Genomic DNA, 25,037 nt, shown 5'->3' on the forward strand with positions numbered 1-25,037 from the left:
GCCCGGCGGCGGATCGGGGCCGGGTCAGATCAGGTCCATGGCGGCCACCTCGTCCGGGCTGCCGTAGCTGACCGGGCCCTGGAAACGGCGCCGTGCGGTGGCGAACCACCAGACCGTGGCGATGAGGAGGACGACCCCGAGGGCGATCGGGGCGTAGTTGAAGGTCGTCCCCGTGATCGGGGAGACCTGCGGGAGCATGAACAGCACGCTGCTGAACACGATCCAGGTCACGGCCACCCGCGCGACCGGCTTGCCCCAGCGCCCGAGGCTCCAGGGGCCGGCCTCGAACGCGTCGCCCAGACGCAGCCGCAGGAAGATGGGCACGCCGTAGGCGAGATACAGCCCGACCACATTGACACTCACAATCGCGGTGAACGCGGTGTGCGACCACCACGCCGGAATGATCAGGACGAGCGAACACGCGGCCGCCAGCCAAACCGCCTTGACGGGCGTGCGGGTCCGCAGGGACACCGAATGCCACAGCTGCGAGCCGGGCATCGCGCCGTCCCGGGAGAAGGCGAAAATCTGCCGCGTATTGCTGGTCATGTTGGCGAGCCCGCAGAACAGCATGGCGCCGATCACGATGAGCAGGAGCAGCTTCGCCGTGCTCGCGCCGAGTCCGTCGATGAGAATCTGCACCGGTGGCGCGGAAGCACTCGCTGTAGCCGCATAATCGCGGATCGCGTACACCAGGGCGAGCATGAGGACGAGGCCGGCGACCGCCGAGCACCCGATCGCCCGCATGATGCCCCTGGGGGTGTTGACGGTCGCCTTCACTGTCTCTTCCGACATGTGGAAACTGCCGTCGAAGCCGGTGAACGTCCAACTGGTCACCAGGAGACCGAGCATTGCGGCGTACAGACCGTTGCTGAAGCCGGTGTTGTTCACGAAATGAGTGACGAACGACGGCGACTGATGGTGCGTCGGTATGAAGGCGAGACACACCACGATGACCACCATGCCGATCAGCAGCCACCACACGGAGATCCGGTTCAGGGCGGCGACGAGTTGCACGGTGTAGGTGTTCGCCAGCGCCTGGAGCAGCACGATCAGGGTGGTGATGAGCACCGTCCGCTGGCCGGTGATCTCGTAGCCCGGCCACTGCATGACGACGAATGCCTGGATGAAGGTGGCGGCCGCGTACCCCGTGGCGGCCGTGCCGCCGACCTGCCCGACGAAGTTCAGCCAGCCGGTGTACCAGGACCAGGCACCGCGGTTCCGTTTGGCGAGCTTGCCGGCCGAGAAGTACAGCGCCCCGCTCGTCGGATACGCGGACGCGATCTCGCCCATCGCGGCGCCGACGAACAGCACCATGACGGACACGCCTATCCACCCCAGGACCAGAATCCGCGGGCCGCCGGCGCCCATGCCGAATCCGAAGGCCGAGAAGATTCCGGAGATGATGTTGATGATGGTGAAGGAAATGGCGAAATTGTCGAATGCGCGGAATCGCCGCGTGAGCTTTCGCGGATAACCCATCGCATGCAGGGTCGCGTCGTCATCCAGAGCGACGGCGCCGTCGTGGCGATGACGGTTCTTCAATCGGGGTGCGGACATACGCTCGGACACAACTGCGTCCTTTCCCTGAGGGATTGGAAGAAGGAGTCGAAAAGGCGGGATCGGCCGGGAGGATTCAGGCGGCGCTCGGGACGGGGAGCCCGCAGGTGCGTCTCGCGCGGGTCAATTGCTCGCCCGGCGCTCCGAAAACGCTCCATGGCATCCGCGACGCATAGGGCCCCATCGCGGTGAGGACTTCCCGCGCCTCGAATTCACGCTGCGCCATGTAGAGGGCGTGCGCCAGATACGACAGGTCCAGGACCGGCGTGAAGCGGTAGTCGGACGTGCGGGGGAACCAGTGGTGGTAGAGCCCCATCGAGGTGGCCAGCCACTGGGGTTGACGCCAGGTGCGGTCGGCGAGCAGGGCGGCGGGGTCGTACTCCTCGACCAGAGCGACCAGCGGCAGCAGCCGCAGCGGGGATGCGGCCGGGGCGCGGTGGCTGAGGAACGAGGCGACGTCCCAGCGCGCGCTGGCCGTGCCGCCGTGCCGGGTGAAGAAGAAGGACAGGAAGCGGTGATGGGCCTCGCGGTTCCAGGGATCGAGCCGCAGTACCCGTGAGAACAGCTGCCAGGGACCGGGCGGTGCGGTCAACAGGCCCTGCGGGGCCGGGTCGAGGGGCCGGCGGATACGGGCCAGGGCCAGCTGCGCCACCCAGGGCGTGGGGTCCTCGGGCAGCAACTGCGCAGCCCGCTCGCAGGCGCCGTTCGCGATGCCCGCCAGGGTTCCGGTGCGCCGGTCCTGCGCGTCGGCCGAGCGCAGCGCGCGAAGCATCGCCACACGCGCCCACAGCAGCGCCGACTCGGGGCCCGGCTCCTCGGCGAGCCAGCGCTCGGCGAGGTCCGAGTCGGCCGCCTCGGACGCCAGCACCAGCGAACGGTGGGCGCGTACATCGAAATCGTCGCGAGCGTCCTTGAGCACCTCGTGGGCGCTGAGATAGCGGCCGGCTTTCACGTCGACGCACGCACGGGCCAGTTGACGGTCGTCGGCCGCCGGATGCCAGACGTACTGCCCCTCGAACGAACCAGCGGCCACGATCCCCCTCCGTCCCCCGCAGACGACACAGACGTACCCTCATACACATTCCGGCCAGGCGGAATTGCGCCGGTGTACGACGCGATAGATCACCGACAGCGGGCCACACCCTACTCACCATCAAGTGACGGGGAAAACACTCGTTCGGAGGAACTGGCGTGTCGCCATTCCCACCGCGCCCCGAAGGCCCGACGGCTGGCATATGCGAAACGCACTCGACGGGTGACCCGAGGGCCGAACTTGTTGAACCCTCCATCATTCATGGGATGTCGGATGCATTCCCCGTACGCCTTCCGCGCTCAGCCGAATGACCGGTACGCCCTCGTCAGGACCGCACGGACTCGCTCGTCCGTGCGATGGTGCGACACCTCGGCCGCGGACGGTCGTTCTGTTCTGCATGATCACTGCTCGACGCGCAACGCTCATTTCATCGGTCTGTATCGCTGCCGCCCTCGCGACCGGCCTGACGCCCGGCAGCGCGAGTGCTCAATTCGCTCCCGACACCGTCACCGTGGACGGGGTCGGCCTGATCGCGGAGGACGGAACGCTCACGCTGAGCGGCACCTACCGCTGTTCGTCACTGCGCACCAGCCCGATCGTCATCAGCTCCAAGGCCACCCAGGGCGACACCCAGGTCGGCATCGGGAGCACCACGGCGATCTGCGACGGCCAGGAGCGCGAGTGGCGCAACACCGGCAACCACATGGGCCTGCTGGCGCCCGGGGCCGCACAGGGCGAGGCGTCGCTCATCGAACTGGACACCTCGCGCGGCTTCATCCCGATCCCCGTCGTCCTCACCACCCAGCGCGGCGATCTGACCCTCCAGCAGGGCTGACATCCGGTCAATTCCCCGGCGCCCCGCGTATCGCGGTGACAGCGGACGCGGGGCCTTCGCCGTGTGACCAGGGCATTCCGGAGCGTCGCCGAAGAGCGGACAGATCAGAACGCCCCACCCTCTTGACAACGATGTCAGCCAGTGGTCCAGTCCTCCAGCATCAAGGCATTGACGAGGAGGCGGCACAGCGATGGCAGTCGGAACCACATCCGCGGCGCTCCCACCCCACCGGCGCTCCCGGGGCGCACATGCCGTCGCCCTGATGCTCTCGCTCCTCGAAGGTGCCCCGGCAGTCGCCGGCAGCCCTGGCCGAGCCGCGGCCGGTCGCGACGACCTCGCGCCGCGGCTGTTCCCGCGGCCCCGTTCGGTGCAGAAGCGTCCCGAGTCCGTCCGCCTTCCGGCGGCGGTGACCGTCGTCCGCGGGGCGTCGACCGATGCCGGCGCCCTGGCCCTCGTCGAGGAGGTGCTCCACGACGCGGGCGTCCGCGCCATCGGCCGGTCGGACGACCACGCGCCCGTACGCGACCGGTTCGTCGTCCACGTCGGCGGCCACCGGGAGAACGGGGCGACGGCCGATGCGCTGAGCGCGCTCGGGATCCAGGGTGCCGAGACCATGGCCGCCGAGGGGTACGTCCTCGCCGTCGGCGCGGGCCGGGACGGTCGCCGTCATATCGTGCTGAGCGGCGCGGACCCCACGGGCACGTACTACGCGGCCCGGACGCTGCGCCGGCTGGTGCACGGGCCGAAGCTGCGGGGGACGGTGATCCGCGACTGGCCCTCGTTAGCGCGGCGCGGAGTCGTCGACGTCTCGCGGAGCTCACCGTGGTCGCATCAGCGCCGCCTCGCCGACCTGGAGTGGCTGGGCGGGCACAAGGTGAACGCGTACTACTACGCGCCCGCGGACGCCCCCTGCCGGGGACCCGAGGGGCGCTCGCTGTTTCCACCGGGTGAACTCGCCCGTATCGCGGAGCTGGTGGGGCACGCCTGCGCCCACCACGTGGAGTTCGGTTACGTCCTCTCCCCCGGCCGGCCGGGGCAGTACGCCCTGGGTGAGCTGACCGCGAAGGTCGCGGCCCTGAGGAACATCGGTGTCCGCAGCTTTGTCGTCGCCTTCGAGGACCTCGGTGGCGGTCGGCGCGACGGCGCGGCGGGCACGGAGCCCAGGGCCCTGGCGCACGCTCAGGCGCGTCTGGCCAATGCCCTCCACGCGGAATGCCCAGGGCACCCCGGAGTGGCACCCCTGCAGATCGCGCCCACCGCGTGCGCAGGCCCGGGGCAGAACGACTACCTACGACGGCTCGCGCAGGAGCTCGATCCCGGCATCGCCGTCCAGTGGAGTGCCGGGAGCCCGGCGTCCCGAGGCCAACGGGCCACCGCACGCCGGGCCTTCGGCCGCCGACTGCTGGTACGGGACCCCGGACCGGAGGGCGGCACACCGGGCAGACTGTCGCTCGGGCCCTACGCCGGACACGGCCCGGGGCTCGCCGAGGAGGTGCTCGGACTGGTCACCGTCCCGCCGCCCCGGGCCTCGCGGATCGCCCTGTCCGGATTCGCCGACTACGCCTGGAACGACGGCGACTACGACCCCGAACGGTCCTGGTCGGCCGCGCTCGACGAACTGACCGGCGGGGACGAGGCCGCCACCGACGCCCTGCGCGCCTTCGCCGACGTCCACCGCACCGGGGGGACGGCCGGTCGTCAGGGCGGTGAACTCGCCGCCCTTGTCTCGGAGTTCCGCCGCGACGGCCACGCGGCTCCGCTGCGCAAAGCGCTCCGCGCGGTCCACGAAGCGCCCGCGGTGCTCCGCGGCCGCCTGCGGGACCCCGCCTTCCTCGCCGACACCGGCCCGTGGCTCGACGCCGCCGAGGCCTGCGGCGAAGCCGCTCTCGCGGCACTGGAGTCGACGACAGCGCACAGCACCCACCGCCGTGCCGGCGCCGGAGAGCCGCACCCTTCACCCGTCCCGCTCGTCGACCGTGCCCGGTCCTCCACCGAGCCGGATTCGCCCGGCGCTGTGCCGGCCGAATGCGGCCCGGTCCTCGCGGAGTTCGTGCTCGCCGCGCTGGAGAGGACCGCCCACCGTCCGGCCCCCGGCCGCACCTCCACCGAGGCCCGCCGCCCGCGTCCGGGCCGGACCGGCGAGACCCGGCCGCTCACCGACGGCGGGGTGTGAACGGGCCATTGACAGGTTTCGGACGACCATGAAAGCTTTCCCGGACCCGAATCGGACAACGTTGTCAGCAAGGGGCGCCCAGATGCGAGAGTCGGCCGTTCGGATGCGCACGAGAACCGCCCGGTTGCTGGCGGCCGTCCTGCTGGCCGGTGGGCTGTCCGGTCCGGCGGGCTCGGCCGTGGCCGCCGGGGCACCGGCCGTCGCGGACGACCCGGCCGCGCTCGTCAACCCCTTCGTGGGCACCCAGAACTTCGGCAACACCTTTCCCGGCGCGAGCGCGCCGTTCGGCATGGTGCAGGTCAGTCCGGACACCGGCGGCCAGGGCGGCTACGACTACCAGCAGAACAAGATCCACGGGTTCAGCCAGACCCATCTGTCGGGCGTGGGCTGCGGGGTGGCGGGTGAGCTGCCGATCATGCCGACCACGGGCGCTGTCGGCAGCGTGAACCCCGATGAGTACCGCTCGGAGTACTCGCACGACGACGAGCAGGCGGAGCCTGGCTACTACCGGGTGAACCTCACGTCGTACGGGATCGACGCGGAGCTCACCGCCACACAGCGGACCGGCTGGCAGCGTTATACGTTCCCGTCCACGGGCGATGCCAACGTGCTGTTCAACACCGGCAGGGCCAACCAGAAGGTGTACGACTCCGAGGTCCATGTGATCGGCGACCGGACGGTCGAGGGCCGCGTCGACGCGGGCAACTTCTGCGCGGGCAAGGACCGTCACACCGTCTACTTCACCGCCACCTTCGACCGCCCGTTCAGGGCGCAGGGCACCTGGCGCGGGTCGACCCCCACGCCGGGCGGCAGGGATGCCGCGGGCGAGGGGGGCAACGGCGCCTGGGTGACCTTCGATGCGAGCGCCGACAAGGACGTCGTGGTGAAGGTCGGCCTGTCGTACACCGGAATCGAGGGTGCCCGGAAGAACCTGGCCGCGGAGACGAAGGACTCGTACGACTTCGACGCCACGCGCGCCGCCCTGCACAGCACCTGGCAGAAGCAGCTGGGGTCTGTCCGGATCGGTGGCGGCTCGCGCGAGCGGCAGAGCGCCTTCTACACCGCGCTCTACCACGCGCAGTTGCACCCGAACGTGGCCGGCGACGTGGACGGCCGGTATGTGGGCTTCGACCGCAAGGCCCATACGGCGGAGGGCTACACGCCTTATCAGAACTTCTCCCTGTGGGACACCTACCGGCCGCAGAACCAGCTGCTGGAGCTGCTCCAACCCGGGGTGGCCCGCGATGTCGCCCTGTCCGTCGTCGCGATCGGCAGGGACGGCGGCTGGCTCCCGCGGTGGGCGCTCGCCAACAGCGAGACCAACATCATGACCGGCGATCCGGTGACACCGTTCCTCGTCGAGGCCTGGTCCAAGGGGCTCCTCGCCGGCCACGAGAAGGAGGCGTACGCGCTGTTGCGGAAGAACGCCACCACCACCCCGCCCGCCGGTTCCCCCTACAACGGCCGCTCGGGCGTGGACTTCTACGGCGAACGCGGCTACATCCCGTCCGGCCTCGGACTCGGCAAGGACTGCGCGGACAAGGGCGGCGACAACGACTGCAACCACCCCGCGTCGGCCACGCTCGAATACGCGGCGGCGGACGCCTCACTGGCCCTGATGGCGAAGGGTCTCGGACACGCCGCCGACGCGCGGATGTTCGCCGGGCGGGGGCAGTGGTACCGCAATCTGTGGGACTCCTCCATCGGCCAGTTCCGCCCCCGGACTTCGCAGGGCACCTGGGTGACCCCCTACGATCCGGTGGAAGCGGGCCATCAGTTCCACGAGGGCGGTGCCTATCAGTACCAGTGGCTGGTGCCCCAGGACCCGGCCGGGCTGATCGGGCTCATGGGCGGCAGGAAGGCCACGGAGAAGCGTCTGGACGCCTTCTTCGTCCATGACAAGCTGCTGACCGACCCGGCCGGGACCGCCCGCAGGGACTGGATCTCGCAGCCGTACGACTACTACGGCAAGCCGACCTACAACCCCAACAACGAGCCGGATCTGCACGCCCCGTACATGTATCTGTGGGCGGGCGCGCCCGCGAAGACGGCGACCGTCACCCGGGCGGCGATGACGCTGTTCACGACCGGGCCCGACGGTATGACGGGCAACGACGACCTGGGCACCATGTCGGCCTGGTACGTGTTCTCGTCGCTCGGGCTGTATCCGGTGATGAGCGGCGCCGATCATCTGGCCCTGTCCAGCCCGCAGTTCGAGTCGGCGGTGGTGACGGTCGGCCGGCACGGCCGGCGTCAGGGCGGCACGCTGAAGATCACCGCTCCGGGCGCGAGCGACGAACGCCGGTATGTGCAGACCGTGACTCTCGACGGCGCGCCGGTCAACCGGACCTGGCTGGACTGGGACGCCGTCGCGGACGGCGGCCGTCTCGACCACCGGCTCGGCACGACACCGTCCGCGTGGGGCACCACCCCGGGCGCCGAACCGCCGTCCGTCAACGCCGGGGGCGGCGCGGACCGACGCCGCCAACTGGACGCCTCGCTGCCCACCGCCGCCGATGTCGTACCGGCCGGCGGCAGCGGGCAGACGGCGCATCTGGCGGTGGACGTCCTCGCACAGTCCCCGGGCGAGGTCCGGGCGACCGTCGGTGTCCGGGCTCCCGCCGGGTGGTCCGTGAAGGGGGCATCTCGCCTCACGCTGAACTCGCGTCATCTGCCGGTGCAGAAGACGGTCCCCATCGCGGTCGGCGTACCCGCCGGAACGGCGACGGGCTCGTATCCCGTACGGATCACGGTCACCGCGCCGGGCATGGCCGCGGTCGTCCGCAGCGCCACGGTCGAGGTGCGTCCGGCCGCGTCCTGCGCGGCTGAGGGCGGGTCCACCTGCGCGGTGGATCTGACGGGGGCGCTGAACCACGACGGCACGGCGACGACGGACCAGTCCGGCCAGGGTGACTTCGACGGGGGCGGCTGGAGCTACGACGCCGGGCTGCTGCCCCCTGCCGGGCCGGTCACCTGGAGCGGCACGACCTATCGGGCGCCCGACCCGTCGGGGACCGCGCCGAACTTCGTCGAGGCCCGTGGCCAGACGCTGTTGCTGCCCTCCGGTGCCCGGTCGTCTCTGCGGCTGGTGGCCGCCTCCCACAACGGTCCGGTCACCACCTCGCTGACCGTGCGCTACACCGACGGCACTGCGGCACAACTGCCGGTGACGATCGGCGACTGGGCGGGTTCCGCGCCGGCCGGCAGCACCGTGGTCCTCGACATGCCGCACCGGATCAAGGCGGGACAGGGCGTCGACGGGCCGCCGGTACGGCTGTTCGGCGACTCGGCGGCGCTCGACAGCACCAGGTCGCCGCGCTCGGTGACGCTCCCCGACGATGCGCGGGTCGAGGTGTACGCGATCACCTTGACGTGAGCCGCGCCCCTGCCCTGTCCTCCCGCCCCCGACCCCGCACCACCGGCGTCGCCCCCCACCTCGCACCACCCGGACCGACTTCCGAGGTAGAGCACATGAGCAGCAGAGCAGCAGCGGCGGACACCGGCCGTCCCGTGCCCCCGGTTGAAGCGCCGGGCAGGCGCAGGTTCCTCGGGACCGTGGTGGCCGCGGCGGTCACCACTGCCTTACCGGCGACCGCTCACGCCGCACCCCGCGGGCCGCGCCGTCTCTTTCTGGGCACCTACACCTCCGTCGCCGGTGGTGGCGCCGGCATCGGTCTGGCGGCGTACGACGACACGACCGGGCACATCACCGCCACCGGCACCGTCACCGGCGTCGGCGACCCGTCGTTCCTGGCACTCCACCCCTCCGGCAGCACGCTCTACACGGTGAACGAGCGGCAGGACGGCGCGGTGACCGCGGTCCGGCTCTCCTCGGACGGCCGGCACCAGGTCCTCGGCAGCCGCGCCACGGGCGGCGCAGGCCCGTGCCATCTGTCCGTGCATCCGGGCGGCAACTGGCTGCTGAGCGCCAACTACACGTCCGGCAGCGTCGCCGTGCATCCGATCGAGGCGTCCGGCGCGCTGGGGGCACGCACGGCCCTCGTGACGCATTCCGCACCGCCGCCCGGCCCCGGCCAGGGGGGACCGCACGCGCACCAGATCATCACCAGCCCGGACGGCGGTCATGTCCTCGCCGTCGATCTGGGCACCGACACCGTCTACACCTATCGGCTCGACACCGCGCGCGGCACGCTCACCGCGGTGTCGCGGGCGACGGTCCGACCGGGCGCCGGGCCGCGTCACCTCACCTTCCATCCCTCGGGCCGCTACGCGTTCCTGGCCAACGAGCTGGACAACACGGTGGCGGTCTGCGGCTACGACCCGGCCACGGGCAGGCTGACCCCGGGCGCGCCGCAACCCACCGGGGCGGGCCCGGGAACGAGCTATCCGGCGCAGCTCGCGGTGACCCGCGACGGCCGGTTCGCGTTTCTCGCCAACCGTGGGCACAACAGCCTGACGCGCTATGCCGTGGAGGACGGCGGAGCGCGGCTGCGGCTGCTCGGCACCGTCCCGGTCGGCGGCGACCACCCCCGGCACATCGCCCTGTCGCCGTCGCAGAATCTGTTGTTCGCCGCCAACCAGCGCTCCAGCACGGTGTCCGTGTTCCACGTCGATCGGACGACCGGAGAACTGCGGCCTGCGGGGGGCCCCTTTCGCTTTCCGGTAGCGGTCTGCGCGCTACCGCTGTAACCCCATGCGGCAGCACGCCCCGCGCTCGCGGCGTGGGGCGTGCTGCCGCATCTGTCGCGGGTCAGTCCTGCGGGCGGGCCAGCCGGAGGGTGACGAGCTCGAAGGGGCGCAGGCTCAACCGGACTGCTCCATCGGTGAGTTCGGGCTGCGGAACGCCGGCCAGAGGCCGCTCCAGCAGATCGGTCGTGACCGCGCCGAGTGCCTCGAACTCCGTCGCGAGGCGCACGCGGACGCGACCGCCGCGCGATTCGTAGAGCCGCACGATCACATCGCCGCTGCCGTCGTCGGCCAGCTTCACCGCACTGACGACCACCCCGTCCTGATCGACCGTCACCAACGGGGCCACCGCACCCTCACCGGTGACCGTGCGCTCGGGGAGGTTGATACGGAAGCCTTCGCGGACCGCGTCAGCGATCTGCGCACCGGGCACGAGTGCGTGCCGGAACCGGTGGACGCCCTGGTCGGTCTCGGGGTCGGGGAAGCGCGGTGCCCGGAGCAGGGAGACCCGGAGCGTGGTCGTCGTGCCGCTGTCGGTGTCGGTGTCTGTGTCGCGCACGGTGCGGGTGACGTCGTGGCCGTACGTCGAGTCGTTGACGACCGCGACACCCCAGCCGGGCTCTTCCAGATGCACGAAACGGTGGTTGCACGCCTCGAACTTGGCCGCCTCCCAGCTGGTGTTGGTGTGGGTGGCCCGGTGGAAGTGCCCGAACTGCGTCTCGGAGGCGTAGCGCTCGGCATGGATGTCGAGCGGGAAGGACATCTTGAGGAACTTCTCCGTCTCGTGCCAGTCGACCTCGGTCTCGATGTCCAGGCGCTTGGCTCCGGCGGGGAGCGTCAGCACCTGGGTGACCTTCGAGTCGCCGAAGCTGCGGACGACGCGTACGGCGGCCGCGTTCTCGGAGGTCACGGCCGTGACCTCGTCGGCGCCCGTGAGATCGGTGACGGTGTTGCGGTAGAACTCGTCGACGTCCCACGCGTCCCACATGTTCGGGAAGTCGGGGTGGATCTGCAGGAGGCCGGCGGCGGTGCCCGGTGCGACCGTCTCGCGCTCGGCCCCGCTGTCGTAGGCGGAGACCACCAGGCCGCGGCCGTCGATCTCCACTTCCAGCAGGCCGTTGTGGAGGACGAAGCCGCCGTCCTCGCGCGGGGTGAGCGAGGCGCCGCCGCCGTCGGTGGGGGCGGACGCGCCTCCCGCGGGCACGCCGTGCCGCTCGTGCGGTGCGCCGTTGAAGACCAGCCGGGTGCCGGAGGCGGGATCGCCGGCGAGCGCACGCTGCGCCGCGTCGATGATGCCGTTCAGCTCATCCGCGACGGTGGCGTACGTCCGGGCGGCCTCGCGGTGCACCCAGGCGATGGAGGAGCCGGGCAGGATGTCGTGGAACTGGTGCAGCAGCACCGTCTTCCACAGCCGGTCCAACTCCTCGTAGGGGTAGGGGAAGCCGGTCCGTACGGCAGCGGTCGCGGCCCACAGCTCGGCCTCCCGCAGCAGGTGCTCACTGCGGCGGTTGCCCTGCTTGGTCTTCGCCTGGCTGGTCAGGGTGGCCCGGTGGAGCTCCAGATAGAGCTCGCCGACCCAGACCGGCGCCTGCGGATACTCCGCCTCGGCCTTGGCGAAGAACTCGGCCGGCCTTTCCCAGCTCACGGTCGCCGACCCTTCGAGACTGCGCAGCCGGGCGGCCTTGGCGACCATCTCGCGGGTGGTACCGCCGCCTCCGTCGCCCCATCCTGTCGGGGCGAGCGAGTGGTGTGCGACTCCCTTGTCCTTGAAGTTGCGCGCCGCGTGGGCGATCTCGCTGCCCTTCATGGAGCAGTTGTAGGTGTCGACCGGCGGGAAGTGCGTGAAGATGCGGGTGCCGTCGATGCCCTCCCACTGGAAGGTGTGGTGGGGGAACTTGTTCGTCTGCGACCACGAGATCTTCTGGGTGAGCAGCCACTTGGAACCGGCGGCCTTGATGATCTGCGGCAGTCCGGCGGCGAAGCCGAACGTGTCGGGGAGCCACGCCTCGTCGTTCTCGATGCCGAACTCGTCGAGGAAGAAGCGCTTTCCGTGCACGAACTGCCGGGCCATCGCCTCCGAGCCGGGCATGTTGGTGTCGGACTCCACCCACATACCGCCGGCGGGCACGAAGCGCCCGTCGGCGACGGCCGCCTTGACCTTGGCGTAGACCTCGGGGCGGTGTTCCTTGATCCAGGCGAACTGCTGTGCCTGGGACATCGCGAAGACGAAGTCGGGCTCGTCCTCCAGCAGTGCCGTCATGTTGGACGTCGTCCGGGCGACCTTGCGCACGGTCTCGCGCAGCGGCCACAGCCAGGCCGAGTCGATGTGGGCGTGCCCGACCGCGCTGATGCGGTGGGCGGACGGCTCGGCGGGCGTGGACAGGACCTCTTCGAGGCAGGCCCGTGCCTCTGCCGCCGTGCCGTTGACGTCCTGGAGGTCGACGGCGTCCAGGGCCCGGCCGACCGCGCGCAGGATCGCGTGCCGGCGCTGGCTGTCGGCGGACAGTTCCTGCATCAGCTCACCGAGGACCTCCAGGTCCAGGACGAGGTTCCACACGGTCTCGTCGAAGACGGCGAGGTCCATGCGCGCGAGCCGGTACTGCGGCTCGCTGCCCGCGGTCTCCTTGTCGCCGAGCTGCGTCGGCAGGAAGGGGTGGTAGTCGAGGATCACGGGGTTGGACGCGGCCTCGATGTGCAGCAGCACCTCCTCACCGCCCTGGACCGGAGCGCCGATACGGACCCACTGGTTGCGCGGGTTGAGGCCCTTCACGGGAGTGCCGTCGGCCCGGTAGACCAGGCCCTCGCACTGGAAGCCCGGCATGTTCTCGTCGAATCCGAGGTCGAGCAGTGCCTCGACGGTCCGTCCTGCCCACTCCTGGGGCACGGTGCCGGTCACCCGGAACCAGCTGGTCCCCCAGGGAGCACCCCACATGTCGCCGGCCTTGATCGGCACGGGTTCGGCCGCGAGTCCTTCGGCGACCGGGACGGGCTCGCCGGGTGCGTTCCACACCGCGATGTCCAGCGGAACGGACCGGGGGTGGACGGCAGGGCGTATGCGTTCGTCGAGGACCCTCCTGAGGCGGGATTCGACGAGGCTGCGGTCGTCATGCATGTGGGGTGGCTCCGAGGGTTGCGGTGGTGGTTACCAGGGGTGGGTGGCGGTCACGGGAGTCGACGCGGTGTAGAGCTCCCCCACGGCGCGCAGTTCGAACCGCGCCGCACTCTCGCCCTGTTCGGGCCGCAGGCCCGGGACGAAGTAGGCCCGCTGACAGGTGGCGCCGAGGAAGCGCCGTGTCCCGTCCGGCAGTACCCGGTGGAGGGTGTGGTGGCGTACGGCGCCGGGGGCGGGCTGCCAGGCGAAGCGCAGATCGCCACCCGCCGCTGCGGTGATCCGCAGACCGGCGGGGGCGGACGGGTTCTGTGCCGCCTTGTCGCGTACGGCCAGGGAGCCGAGGCGCCAGGTCACCGGGCCTCCGGTGCCGGTCAGCCGGACACCCAGCGCGCGGACCGTCCCGGACAGACCGGTCAGCCGCACGGTGGTGGTCGTCCAGCCGCGGCCCGGGGCGGCGAGCGGCACATAGGTGTACGGATGCGGCTGTCCGGGTCCGGCGGGCTCGGCCGTGGCGAGGGCCAGTTCGACGGTGACCCCGGCGCTCTCGCTGCGGTGGACGAGTTCGACGACGGTGTCGGCGGTGAGTGGCAGCCGGCACGCGTACAGGTCGAGGGTGGTGGGAGCGGTGAGGGTGCCGCCGACGAGGAGGCTGCTGCCGCCGTGCCAGGCGTCGCCGAAGTCGTAGGCCACCGTGGGCCGTTGACCTGTGGTGCGCACGACCCACTGGCGCGAGGGCATGCGGTCCTGGACTCCGAGGTGGTTCCACGGCGCGTCGGACGTCACCTTGCCCCTCTCGTACCAGCGCAGTCCGTGGCCGGTGTTGAAGACGGTCGCGAACGGCAGGGTGTCGACGGTGGAGCGGTCGGCGACGGCGAGCGCCGGGGCCCGCCAGGGGTCCCCGGGTGCCGGCCGCGACGGGTCGAGGGACTGCCCGCTCCAGAACCGGTCGTCGGCGGCGTGGAACTGTGCGGGGGTGCGGCCCGCGGGCAGGTGGTTGCGGGTCCACTCCGGCCGGTAGAAGCCCAGCGAGACGACGTCCGGTGTGTTCACCGGGATGATGGCGTCCCAGTCGACGGACCGGTTCCAGCCGTTCGCCTCGACGTCGACACCGGCCCACAACGCGTAGCGGCTGCGGCCCAGTTGTTCGGCGGTGCGACCCGAGGCGGCCAGCGTGGAGCGCGACCAGCGGAAGTCCACGAACATGGAGTCGGCCGCCTGGAAGAAGGGCCTGTTGCGGTCGTTCAGCGCCCCCTGCCAGCTGACCGATCCGCTCACGGTCATCGAGTCGTACCAGCACACCCGCAGGCCCTTCGGCCTGCCGAGCGCGGTGAGTTCCTTCAGGAAGCCGGTCATGTCGGCGGCGAGCTCCGCGTCCCCGCCACCGGTCTCGGCGTTGATGAACCAGCCGTCGAAGCCGTACGCCGCCGCGACCGCGACGAGGCGCTCCGCGAGCGGGAAGCGGCCGAAGGAGTCCTTCTGGACCAGGTCCCGGGTCCAGCGCAGATCCCCGCCGTAGGCGACGGGCGGGAGGAACACGCTGCCGAGCACGGGGACACCGTGGCGGTGTGCGGCGTCCACGACGGGCGCGTTGGGCGCGAGGACCAGGCCCTCGCCGGACGAGCCGCCCCAGAAGACGAGTTCGTCGAGGTAGGACCAGTGGGTCAGGGCGTAGTGGTCGGCGGTGGCGGAGCCCTGGGAGGGGTTGCCGGCGGTGGGGGCGAAGGAGACCAGGGACTGGATGCGCGCCTGGCCGGCGCGGGCCGTGGTGTTCACCGGGACCGGCGTGAAGCGCCTCGCCAGGGGCACGGTCGCGGAGTTGAACGCCAGATCCGCGTCGTCCTCGGCGCGCCAGGCCTTGAGGCTGCGCCAGGTGATGCCGGGGCCGGGGGTCCCGGCGGGAAAGGAGTCCGGGTACCAGTAGGCGGCGTACGGCGCGCCGGAGGCGGCCCTGGTCGCGGCGGAGGCCGCACCGGGCAGGACCGCCGGCGCCACGGCCGCGGCGGCGGAGGCCAGGAGGAGGGTTCGTCTGCTGAGGTGGGGGGTCATGGTGTGCTCCGTGTCGTTGGGGGACGGCTTACGGTGCTGTGGTGGTGGCGGACCGGGTCATGAGCCGGCCTGTTCGGGGGTGACGACTTCGGTGATGCCGCGCGCGGCGAGATGGTCCCTGTCGTCGCTGCGGCTCGCGAGAACGGTGGTGGGGCGCGCACCCTGGGCGGTCAGCCGGGCGAACGCCTCGAACACGGCGCCGCCGGGTGCGCAGACGGAGCGCCGGGGCGCGGTCTCGTCGTCACCCGCGTCGACGACGAGGGCGAGGGTCCGCGGCTCGGGCGGCTTCTTCCGGTCGCGTCGTTCCTCGACGATCCGCGCGATGGCCTGTCCGGCGGGCTTGACCTCCCGGTCGTTGGTCAACAAACCGAGGCTGTACTCGAGTTCGGGGAAGTCGGCGAGCGAACGCGACACGTCGTGGGAGCACCACCAGGTCACGCCCCAGACGTCCGGGCAGTCCAGCGCGTTCGCCACGGTGGCCTCCGTGAAGGCGGCGGCGTCGGCGGCGGGGACGAGGGGGGCGGGCGCGCCGACCTCCTGGAGCCAGACGGGGCGGTCCGGGGACGGTGCCCACGCCTTGGAGAGTTCGATCATGTAGGCGGCGTGGTGCTCGGTGGCGGTGCCGGTGGGGCCGTGGCGCTGTGCCGTGCCGTTGAAGACCCAGGAGTGCACGGCGGTCATGGCGCCGAGGCGGGCGGAGTGTGCGGGGGTGAACGGGTGGTCGTCGCGGTACCAGGCCGCGTCGTACTCGGCGTGCAGATGGAGCCTGCCGGGTGCGCCCGCCTCGCACGCGTCCAGCAGCCGGGCGAGCCAACTGCCCGCCTCCGCCGATGAGATGCGGTCGGGGTCGGGGTGCGGCCCGCCGGAGAACTGGTTGATCTCGTTGCCGATGGTCATGCCGATGAAGTTCGGCCGGTCGGCGAGTGCGGCCGCGAGGGTGCGCAGGTACTCCGCCTGCCCCGAGACGACGTCCGGATCGGTGAAGATGTTGCGCCGGTGCCAGGTCTGGGTCCAGGCGGGCAGGAAGTCGAAGCTCGACAGATGGCCCTGGAGTCCGTCCACGTTGACGTCGAGCCCGCGCTCGGCCGCCGCGTCGGCGAGCTGGACGAGCTGCTCGACGGCGCGCGGGCGGATCAGCGTGCGGTTGGGCTGGAACAGCGGCCAGAGCGGGAAGACGCGGATGTGGTCCAGGCCGAGGCCGGCGATGGAGTCGAGATCGGCGCGCACGGCGTCGAGGTCGAAGTCCAGCCAGTGGTGGAACCAGCCCTGGCTGGGCGTGTAGTTGGCGCCGAAGCGCGGCACGGAAGAGCTCATACGGGAGAGGTGTCCTCGTTCTGTGGTGCGACGGCGATGGGGGGCCGGGCGGTCAGCCCTTGACGGCCCCCTCACCGACACCGCGGAAGAAGAAGCGCTGCAGACAGGCGAAAAGGATGATCAGGGGCAGCACGGCGATGATCGTTCCGGCGGCGACGAGGCGTTCGTCGTTGGCGAAGGTGCCGTGCAGATAGTTCAGGCCGATGGTGAGCGTGAAGTTCTGCGGATCGCTCAGGACGATGAGCGGCCACAGGAAGTCGTCCCAGGCGCCCATGAAGGAGAAGATCGCGACCACGGCGAGGGTGCCCTTGACCGAGGGCAGGGCGATACGCAGGAATCGCTGCCACACGTTCGCGCCGTCGACGTAGGCCGCCTCCTCCACCTCCTGCGGGAGGCCCAGGAAGGCGTTGCGCATCAGCAGGACGTTGAGCGCTCCGATGCAGCCCGGCAACAGGACGGCGACCAGGGTGTTGTTCAGCCCGAGGTCCCGCATGGTGGTGAACTGGGCGATGATGATGCCCTCGACGGGGACGAGCATCGCGAGGACGAAGGCGAGCGTCGCGGCCCGGCGTCCGCGGTAGCGCATCCGGGCGAGCGCGTAGCCCGCGAGTGCCGCGCCGACGCAGTTGGTGACCACGTTGGTCGCTGCGACCTTCAGGGAGTTGAGCGCGTAGTCCCACACCGGGATGGTGTTGGCGACGCGTGTGTAGTTGTCGAGGGTCGGGTCGCTGGGGAAGAACTTCGGCGGGGAACTGAAGATGTCCTCGTGCGGTCCCTTGAGCGAGGTGGACAACTGCCACAGGAAGGGCCCGACGGTCAGGGCCAGTACGGCGAGCAGCAGGAGGTAGCGCAGCACGAGCTGCCAGCCCGGGATCCGCCGGCCTTCGGCGTCCGTCACGCTGATCGCTTTCACGCGTCCTCCCGGCGGTCGGCGCGGAGCACGAGCAGCATCAGGGCGACGGTGACGACGAAGACGACCACCGAGATGGCGGAGGCGTAGCCGACGCGTCCGGACAGTCCGGTGCCGACGCGCTGGACGAGCATCACGAGTGTGGTGTCCTCGCCCGCGGGCCCTCCGCTGGGGCCGGCCATCAGATAGACCTCGGAGAAGACCTTGAAGGCGGCGACCGAGGAGAGGGCTCCGACGAGGACCATGGTGGAGCGGACGGCGGGGACGGTGACGGTGACGAAGCGCCGGACGGGGCCCGCCCCGTCGACCGCCGCGGCCTCGTGGAGTTCGCGGGGCACGTTCGCCAGCGCGGCCAGATAAATGATCATGTAGTAGCCGAGGCCCTTCCAGACCGTCACCGCCATGGCGCTGCCGAGCAGCAGCCACTGGTCGCTGAGGAAGCCGACCTTGCCGACGCCCACCGCCTCCAGGACGGCGTTGATCAGCCCGCGGTCGTCCAGCATCCACACCCAGATCAGACCGACGACCACGATGGAGGCGACCACCGGTGTGTAGAAGGCCGACCGGAAGAAGGTGATACCGGGGATGTGGCGCTGCACAAGCATCGCGAGCAGCAGAGGCAGGATCACCAGCGCGGGCACCACGCCGAGGACGTACAGGGTGCTGTTGCGCAGTCCGATCCAGAACATGTCGTCGTGGAGGAGTTCCTCGAAGTTGGCGAGGCCCACGAACTGTCCGGGGATCAGGGTGCGGCGGTCGGTGAAGGCGTTCACCAGCGTGCTGATGAAGGGATACAGGCTGAAGGCCCCGACGATCAGCAGACCGGGTAGGGCGAACAGCCAGGGGCTGGTCGGCAGTTGGCGCCTGATCGGGCTGCCGGGGCGGCGGCCGCCGGAGCGGGCCGCCCTCTTCGGCTCGACGCGCTCCGGCGGGCTCGCCGCGGCGGAGGAAACGGTGGAGGTGGTCATCGCGGTTCCGGCTCAGCTCTGCTTGAGCAGCCGGTCGCAGGCCTTGACAGCGTTGTCAAGCGCTTCCTCGGGGCTCTCCTTGCCCTGGAGCGCCCGCGCCACCGCGTTGCGCAGCTCGGTCTTCATCTGCTCGCTGAACAGCACCGGTGTGTAATTGACGGCCGTCTTCAGGGACTTGGCGGCCGCGACCCGGACGCGGGTCTCGTCGCTGCCGTCCTCCTTGGTGAAGTACGGGTCGTCCAGGGAGCCCGCGGTGCTCGGGAAGATGGCGACCTTCTTGGCGAACTCCATCTGGCGGGTCGCGTCGGTCACGAAGTGCGCGAAGGCGACGGCGGCGGGCTTCTGCTGCGACCGGGAGTTCACCATCACGCCCATGACGTACATGTTGGCGTGTCCGGTGCTGCTGACCTGGTCGGTGATCCCGATGTTCTTGTACAGGCCGGGCGCCTGCTTCTTGAAGTTCCCGAGGTCCAGTGCGCTGCCCGGGTTCATGGCCACCGACTCGGTCAGGAACTTGTGGCCCGCGGACTCGGGCGTGGCCGTGAGTGCCTGCGGATCCAGCGCCTTGGCGTCGTACAACTCCTTGTACTTGGTGAGGAGTTCGACGCCCTTCGCGTCGTTGAAGGCGAAGCCGGTGCCCTCCTTGTTCATCAGCGGGACGTCATAGCGGCCGAAGTCCTCGATGGTGGGCACATTGGCCAGGGTGGCGATCTTCCCCTTGCTCTTCTGGGCCAGCTGGAGCCCGGCGGCGAAGACCTGGTCGTACGTCTTCGGCGGCTGCGCGGCGTCGAGCCCCGCCTCGGTGAGGAGCCGCTTGTTGTAGAAGAGCGGGCCGGTGTTGAGGTACCAGGGGAAGGCGAAGGTGCCCTCCATGCCGGGTATCCGATGGCTCTGCCAGGCGCCTTCCAGATACTCCTTGCGGTACTGGGAGGCGGCCTTGTCCAGATCGAGGGCGAGCCCGGCCTTGGCGAGCGGGGCGACCAGGTCCGGCGAGACGTTGACGACGTCGGGCAGGGTGCCTCCGGCCGCATCCGCGCTGATCTTGTCGGCGTAGCCCTCGGCCGGCCGGTCGACCCACTTCACGTCGGTACCGGGGTGCTGCTTCTCGAAGTCGGCGATCAGGCCGTTGAAGTAGTCCTTGAAGTTGGCCTGGAGGTTCCAGGTCTGGAAGGTGATCCGGCCCTCGACCTTGCCGGAGGCGTCGGACGAACCGGTGTCCGATGCGCCGCCGCAGGCACTCAGCGGCAGGACGACGGCGATGACGGCGGCGGCAGCGGCGAATGCCCTGCGGTTGATGCGCACGGTGAACGGCTCCTTTGCTCGGACCAGACGTGCGGATGCCGGAGCTGCGGCCACCGGCTGTTTCACTGCGACCAGACCCTGCAAGTGAACTGGTCGTGAAGTCAAGACATTCGCGCCAACTAATGCGTTTCACTCTGCATTAGTCCAGGTCAGAGCCGGGTGAGCAAGCACTTGCGCGGATCAACTAAAGCGCTTTAGGGTATGCGTGCTCAAGCGCTTTAGTACGCAGGGTGAAAGGGGCCCCAGTGGCAGCGGAAACACCGCCGGGGGCGGCGGGTCCACCCTCCAGGCGGGCACCGGTACGCCGCCCCACGATGAAGGACATCGCCCGCCGTGCCGGTGTGTCGGAGAGCGCCGTGTCCTTCGCGCTGAACGACCGGCCGGGGGTCTCGGAGATCACCCGCGACCGGGTGCGCCGGGTCGCCGAGCAGCTGGGCTGGCGACCGAGCACGGCCGCCCGTGCCCTGTCCGGCGAAGGTGCGGCGACGGTCGGGCTCGTCGTGGCACGGCCCGCGACGACGCTCGGCGTGGACTCCTTCTTCCTCCAGTTGATCTCCGGCATCCAGGAAGTGCTGGCGGAGCGTCACCTCGGCCTGCTGTTCCAGGTGGTGGAGGACGTGGCGGACGAGTGCGCCGTCTATCGCCGCTGGTGGGCCGAGCACCGCGTGGACGGTGTGCTGGTGGTGGATCCGCGGACGGACGACCCGCGTCCGGCGCTGCTGGACGAACTGGGACTGCCCGGGGTCGTCATCGGCGGGCTGCCCGACGGACACCCGAATCTCTCCCAGGTGCGGGCCGACGACACCGGCGCCATGGCGGTGATCGTCGGCCGGCTGCACGAGCTCGGCCACCGGCGGATCGTGCACATCGCGGGTCTGTCCTCGCTCGCCCACACCGACCGGCGCATCCGCTCGCTGCGTGTGGAGGCCGAGCGGCGCCATCTCGCCGAGGCCCGTTCGGTGACCACCGACTACTCCGACACCGAAGGTGCCGCGGTGACCCGGCGGGTGCTGACGGGCGAGGCGCCGCCCACCGCCCTCGTCTACGACAACGACGTGATGGCCGCCGCGGGCGCCGCCGTGACGATCGGCCTCGGACTCAACGTCCCCGGCGACGTCTCGATCGTCTCGTGGGAGGACTCCGTGCTGTGCCGGATGGCCCATCCCTGGCTGACCGCGCTGTCCCGGGACACGGTCGCCTTCGGACGGCTCGCCGCCGAGGAACTGACGGCCCTGCTGGACGGTGGCGCGGCACGGACGGTGGGGGTACCGCTCCCCCGGCTCCTCGAACGGGAGAGCACGGCGACCGCGCCGGGCGCGGGCTGAGACCTCTAGCGCGGAAGGTGACCCGGCCGGCGGGTCGCTACACCCAGCGGGTGGCGAGCAGCAGCGCGATGTCGTCGGGCCGGTCCGCCGCCTGACCGGCCTCCCGGATCAGCCGGTCCGCCGTCTCGGCCAGGGTCAGCGATCCGCATTCGGCGAACGTGGCGCACAGCCGGTCGATACCGACGTCGATGTCGCGCCCCGGCTCCTCGACCAGACCGTCGGTGAACAACGCCAGCACCGCGCCGGGTTCCAGACGCAGTTCGGTGACCGGATAGGTGGCAGCGGGGTCGACGCCGAGCACGACTCCGCCCGCCAGGTTGAGCACGTCGGTCCGTCCGTCGGGGTGCCGCAGCAGCGGCTGCGGATGACCGGCCCTTACGGCTCGCGTGATGCCGGTCGCCGGGTCGACGACGATGTAGCAGCAACTGGCGAACTGGCCCGGGTCGAGGTCGATGAGCAGCCGGTTGGTACCGGTCACCACTTCCTGCGGATCGTGGCCCGCCAGCGCGAACGCCCGCAGCGCGGTGCGCAGTTGACCCATCGTGGCCGCCGCGGACACCCCGTGCCCCTGGACGTCGCCGATGACCAGGGCGATCTTGTCACCTTGCTCGACGACGTCGTACCAGTCCCCGCCGACCTCCATGCCCTGAGTGCCGGGGAGATAGCGGCCCACGGTCGCGGCATTGCTCAGGACGGGCAGCCGGTGCGGCAGCAGGGCGTCCTGCAGTCCGCGGGCGAGCGCCGCCTCACTGTCGTAGCGCTGGGCGCGCTCCAGCGCCTGCGCGATGAGTCCGGCGAGCGCGGTCAGGACCGTACGTTCCTCCGGGCTGAATCCGCGCGGCTGGTCGAAGCCGAGAATGCAGGAGCCCACCGGCCGGCCGGAGGCGATCAGCGGCAGGAAGGCCCGCGCGCCCACGTGGGCGTCGAGCGGAATGCCGGGATAGGCGGTCGCCAGATGCTCCATCGACTCGAAGAAGATCGGGCGGCCGGAGGTCAGGGTTTCGACTCCGGGCAGCCGCGCGTCGAGCGCCACGCCGTCGAAGCGGTCCAGGAACCCCTGCGGGAAGCCGGTCTCCCAGGCCAGGTAGAGGTGTCTTTCGTTGAGCAGATAGATCGCCAGCTGCCTGCCACCGAAGGCCGGGAGCAGTTCCTCGGTGACGACGGCGGATACCTGACGTGCCGTGACGGCCTCGGTCAGGGCGATGGCCAGCGCGACCGGACGGTAGAGCGCCGAGGCGCGGTCGGCCGGTGAGCCGAGGCCGGTGCCGGGGGTGATCACCGAACCCGGGGCGTACGACGGCTCGTCCGCGGGCATGAGGCTCGCGGTCAGACCGTCATGGCCGGGGAAGAGGGAGACGGACAGCCACTCGTCCTCGGTCCGCCGGGCCATGAAGTGCACGGCGGTGTGGGACATCATCGCGGCCCGGTAGTGGTCCTCGTAGGCGGGGTTGCCGAGCCAGGGCACCACATCCCACAGGATGCGCCCGGTCAGTTCGGGCGCGCCGCGCTCGAACATCCTCTCGGCGCGCTGGTTGAGGTAGGTGATCCGGCCGAGCCGGTCGAGCGAGAAGATCCCGCGGGGCAGCCGCTCCGTCGCCTCGGAGATGATCGGCCCGGTGCCGAGGTCCACCAGGAATCCGGTCAGACGGTCCCCCTGTCCGGCTTCCGGCGGGTCGGCGCGGCGGCCCGTGAGCTCGAGCAGGTGCGGCCGGCCGTCGGATCCGCGCAGCCGCATTCGCCGGGCCACCGGCCGGCTGGAGTCGAGCGCCTGCCGCGCGACGGCCCACAGGCCGAACATGTCCTCCGGCGACAGCCGTTCGGTCAGCGCCTCGATCGTGCCCGGGAACCCCTTCGGATCAGCGCCGAGGATCGTGCACATGTCCTCGTCCGCCGTGACGGTGCCGCTGCTCAGCTCCCACTCGAAGTGGCCGATGCGTACGGGGGGTGTGGTGAGGGCAGGCAGCTGGACGGGGACGGGCTCGCCCTCCCAGGCGACGGGCGAGCCCCGGGCGCTCAGTGCGGCGAGCGCGGCTCCGAGCCGCCGGGCGGCGTTGTGGATCCGGTGGCGGTCGCTGTTGTCGACGGGCTGCCCGACGGTGGCCCGCCGCAGGACCACCAGAACACCGAATCTTTCGCTGTCGGCGACGACGGGAACGTAGAGCGATCCGAAGGGGAAGGGCAGGCCCGCCATGAGCTGCGGGAAGCGGCGCATCGCTTCTTCGGCGTCCGCCAGGTGGACGGCACGTCCCGATCTGTAGGCCTCGGCGACGGGGAACGGCCTGTTCACATGCATGCGCCACCAGGGCCGGAACAGGCGCTGCGGCAGCCCGGCGAGCACGGCCAGCCTCAGGAGTCCCTCGGATTCGGACCGCAGATAGACGCCACCGGCGAACCCCCCGACCGCTTCGATGGCGCTCACGGAGGCTTGAGCGAGTACGAGCTCCAGTTCGTCGGGAACTCGGCCGTCGCTCTTCCCTGTCCCGGCCGTGACCCCGCGTCGATCCTGCGGAGTGTGCCCGGCCGCGGCGTACCAGGTCACACAGTAAGAATGCCCTCCCCCAGCCGTATCGCGCATCTCTGTCGACACAGATCGTGCGCCCCGGTGACTGCCGGGCGTCCCGGCGCGCGTCTCAGAATCCGAGCTCCGAGAGTCCGGGATGGTCGTCGGGGCGGCGGCCGAGCGGCCAGTGGTAGGCGCGGTCGGACTCCTGGATCGGTGCGTCGTTGATGCTCGCGTGCCGCACCCGCATCAGACCGCTCTCGTCGAACTCCCAGTTCTCGTTGCCGTACGAGCGGTACCACTGGCCGGAGTCGTCGTGCCATTCGTAGGCGAAGCGCACGGCGATACGGTCACCGCCGTACGCCCACAGCTCCTTGATCAGGCGGTAGTCCAGCTCCCTGGCCCACTTGCGGGTCAGGAAGGCGACGATCCGGTCGCGTCCGGCGAACCGTTCGGCGCGGTTGCGCCAGCGGGAGTCCTCCGTATAGGCGAGGGCGACCTTTTCGGGGGTGCGGCTGTTCCAGCCGTCCTCGGCGAGGCGGACCTTGTCGACGGCGCTCTCGCGGGTGAAGGGCGGGACGGGAGGACGGAGCGACATGACGTCTCCTTCGGTGCCGGAGGTGACTCCCCTTGCGGGCTCCACCAGCAGAGAACGTGCGTTCTCCGCATGGCGATGTAGGTTAGGAGAACGATGATTCTCGCGCAACTGGAGCACCGGTGGACCTGACGGAAGCGCGTATGAAACTGCTCGACGCGGCCGAGGAGCTGTTCTACGAACGAGGCGTCCAGGCCGTCGGCATGGACGAGATCCGTTCCGCGTCCGGCGTCTCCCTCAAGCGCCTCTACCAGGTCTTCCCCTCCAAGGCGGAGCTGCTGCGGGCCTACCTCGAACGGCGCGACATCCGCTGGCGCACACAGGTCATGGAGTACGCCGACAGCCGGGCGGACGGGGAGGAACGCATCCTCGCCGTCTACGACTGGCTCCGGGACTGGTTCGCGCAGCCGGACTTCCGGGGCTGCGCCTTCATCAACTCCTACGGCGAGCTCGGCGCCGTCGACCCGGCAGTCGCCGAGGCGGCCCGCCACCACAAGAGCGCCTTCGGGGCCTACGTGGCGAGCCTGGTGAAGGACGCGGGCCGCCCCGCGGAACTCGCCGGCCCGCTCGTCCTGCTCGCCGAGGGCGCGATGGCCACGGCGGCCATCACCCGCTCCGCCGACGCGGCCGGGCAGGCACGGCAGGGCGCCTCGATGCTGCTGCGGGCAACGGAGCCGGCGTCCACGCGAGCATCCGGAATATGAGACGACGGGTCCCACA

Annotated in this window: 16 protein-coding genes; 6 read left to right on the forward strand and 10 right to left on the reverse strand. The window is 70.7% G+C overall.

Annotated features, from left to right (window positions below; translation table 11 throughout):
• Nucleotides 1-24: 24 nt before the first annotated feature.
• Together OHA05_RS03940 and OHA05_RS03945 are read right to left on the reverse strand one after the other, a co-directional pair.
• On the reverse strand, nucleotides 25-1,569 hold the full coding sequence (locus tag OHA05_RS03940) for an amino acid permease (RefSeq protein WP_413777797.1): 1,545 nt from the start codon (nucleotides 1,567-1,569) through the stop codon (nucleotides 25-27).
• Between the two features lie 64 nt (nucleotides 1,570-1,633).
• Nucleotides 1,634-2,590, reverse strand: a complete 957-nt coding sequence (locus OHA05_RS03945) for a hypothetical protein (RefSeq protein WP_313947817.1) — start codon at nucleotides 2,588-2,590, stop codon at nucleotides 1,634-1,636.
• 397 nt (nucleotides 2,591-2,987) lie between these two features.
• Between OHA05_RS03945 and OHA05_RS03950 the strand changes: the two genes are divergently transcribed.
• From OHA05_RS03950 to OHA05_RS03965, 4 genes are all read left to right on the forward strand, one after another.
• Nucleotides 2,988-3,425, forward strand: coding sequence for a DUF6299 family protein (locus tag OHA05_RS03950; protein WP_328859833.1), 438 nt, complete (start codon nucleotides 2,988-2,990; stop codon nucleotides 3,423-3,425).
• 190 nt (nucleotides 3,426-3,615) lie between these two features.
• Nucleotides 3,616-5,598 (forward strand): beta-N-acetylglucosaminidase domain-containing protein, encoded by a 1,983-nt coding sequence (locus OHA05_RS03955; RefSeq protein ID WP_328859834.1) that lies wholly within the window; start codon nucleotides 3,616-3,618, stop codon nucleotides 5,596-5,598.
• Between the two features lie 103 nt (nucleotides 5,599-5,701).
• Complete coding sequence (locus OHA05_RS03960) at nucleotides 5,702-8,974, forward strand: GH92 family glycosyl hydrolase (RefSeq protein ID WP_313947814.1); 3,273 nt, start codon at nucleotides 5,702-5,704, stop codon at nucleotides 8,972-8,974.
• Between the two features lie 95 nt (nucleotides 8,975-9,069).
• Nucleotides 9,070-10,248, forward strand: coding sequence for a lactonase family protein (locus OHA05_RS03965; RefSeq protein WP_328859835.1), 1,179 nt, complete (start codon nucleotides 9,070-9,072; stop codon nucleotides 10,246-10,248).
• Nucleotides 10,249-10,309: 61 nt separating this feature from the next.
• Here OHA05_RS03965 and OHA05_RS03970 read toward each other — a convergent pair whose 3' ends face one another.
• From OHA05_RS03970 to OHA05_RS03995, 6 genes are read right to left on the reverse strand one after another with little or no spacing between them, the layout of a single operon-like run.
• Nucleotides 10,310-13,357 carry an alpha-mannosidase gene (locus tag OHA05_RS03970; protein ID WP_313947812.1) on the reverse strand — a complete coding sequence of 1,016 codons (3,048 nt, stop codon included), beginning with the start codon at nucleotides 13,355-13,357 and terminating at the stop codon, nucleotides 10,310-10,312.
• A gap of 30 nt (nucleotides 13,358-13,387) precedes the next feature.
• Complete coding sequence (locus OHA05_RS03975) at nucleotides 13,388-15,403, reverse strand: endo-beta-N-acetylglucosaminidase (protein WP_328859836.1); 2,016 nt, start codon at nucleotides 15,401-15,403, stop codon at nucleotides 13,388-13,390.
• A 57-nt stretch (nucleotides 15,404-15,460) separates the two neighbouring features.
• A complete protein-coding gene (locus tag OHA05_RS03980; RefSeq protein ID WP_328859837.1) occupies nucleotides 15,461-16,717 on the reverse strand; it encodes a glycoside hydrolase 5 family protein in 1,257 nt (418 codons plus the stop codon).
• A 52-nt stretch (nucleotides 16,718-16,769) separates the two neighbouring features.
• Entirely contained in the window at nucleotides 16,770-17,630 is an 861-nt protein-coding gene (locus OHA05_RS03985; RefSeq protein WP_313947809.1) for a carbohydrate ABC transporter permease, read from the reverse strand.
• Nucleotides 17,627-18,595 (reverse strand): carbohydrate ABC transporter permease, encoded by a 969-nt coding sequence (locus OHA05_RS03990; RefSeq protein ID WP_328859838.1) that lies wholly within the window; start codon nucleotides 18,593-18,595, stop codon nucleotides 17,627-17,629. Before OHA05_RS03990 ends, OHA05_RS03985 begins: the two co-directional genes overlap by 4 nt.
• Nucleotides 18,596-18,607: 12 nt before the next feature.
• Nucleotides 18,608-19,897, reverse strand: coding sequence for an ABC transporter substrate-binding protein (locus OHA05_RS03995; RefSeq protein ID WP_328859839.1), 1,290 nt, complete (start codon nucleotides 19,895-19,897; stop codon nucleotides 18,608-18,610).
• Between the two features lie 314 nt (nucleotides 19,898-20,211).
• Between OHA05_RS03995 and OHA05_RS04000 the strand changes: the two genes are divergently transcribed.
• Nucleotides 20,212-21,222 carry a LacI family DNA-binding transcriptional regulator gene (locus tag OHA05_RS04000; protein ID WP_328859840.1) on the forward strand — a complete coding sequence of 337 codons (1,011 nt, stop codon included), beginning with the start codon at nucleotides 20,212-20,214 and terminating at the stop codon, nucleotides 21,220-21,222.
• A gap of 37 nt (nucleotides 21,223-21,259) precedes the next feature.
• Here the strand turns inward: OHA05_RS04000 and OHA05_RS04005 are convergent, their stop codons facing one another.
• Both OHA05_RS04005 and OHA05_RS04010 read right to left on the reverse strand, forming a co-directional pair.
• Nucleotides 21,260-23,797, reverse strand: a complete 2,538-nt coding sequence (locus OHA05_RS04005) for a SpoIIE family protein phosphatase (protein WP_328859841.1) — start codon at nucleotides 23,795-23,797, stop codon at nucleotides 21,260-21,262.
• A 55-nt stretch (nucleotides 23,798-23,852) separates the two neighbouring features.
• The gene (locus OHA05_RS04010; protein WP_328859842.1) at nucleotides 23,853-24,320 is read right to left on the reverse strand and encodes a nuclear transport factor 2 family protein; all 468 of its coding nucleotides are present in this window, start codon (nucleotides 24,318-24,320) and stop codon (nucleotides 23,853-23,855) included.
• Between the two features lie 140 nt (nucleotides 24,321-24,460).
• On the opposite strand from OHA05_RS04010, the gene OHA05_RS04015 reads away from it, so the two are divergent.
• Nucleotides 24,461-25,021, forward strand: a complete 561-nt coding sequence (locus OHA05_RS04015; RefSeq protein WP_313947803.1) for a TetR/AcrR family transcriptional regulator — start codon at nucleotides 24,461-24,463, stop codon at nucleotides 25,019-25,021.
• The last annotated feature ends 16 nt before the right edge of the window (nucleotides 25,022-25,037 follow it).

The sequence above is a fragment of the Streptomyces sp. NBC_00306 genome, from assembly GCF_036169555.1.
Taxonomy (GTDB): domain Bacteria; phylum Actinomycetota; class Actinomycetes; order Streptomycetales; family Streptomycetaceae; genus Streptomyces; species Streptomyces achmelvichensis.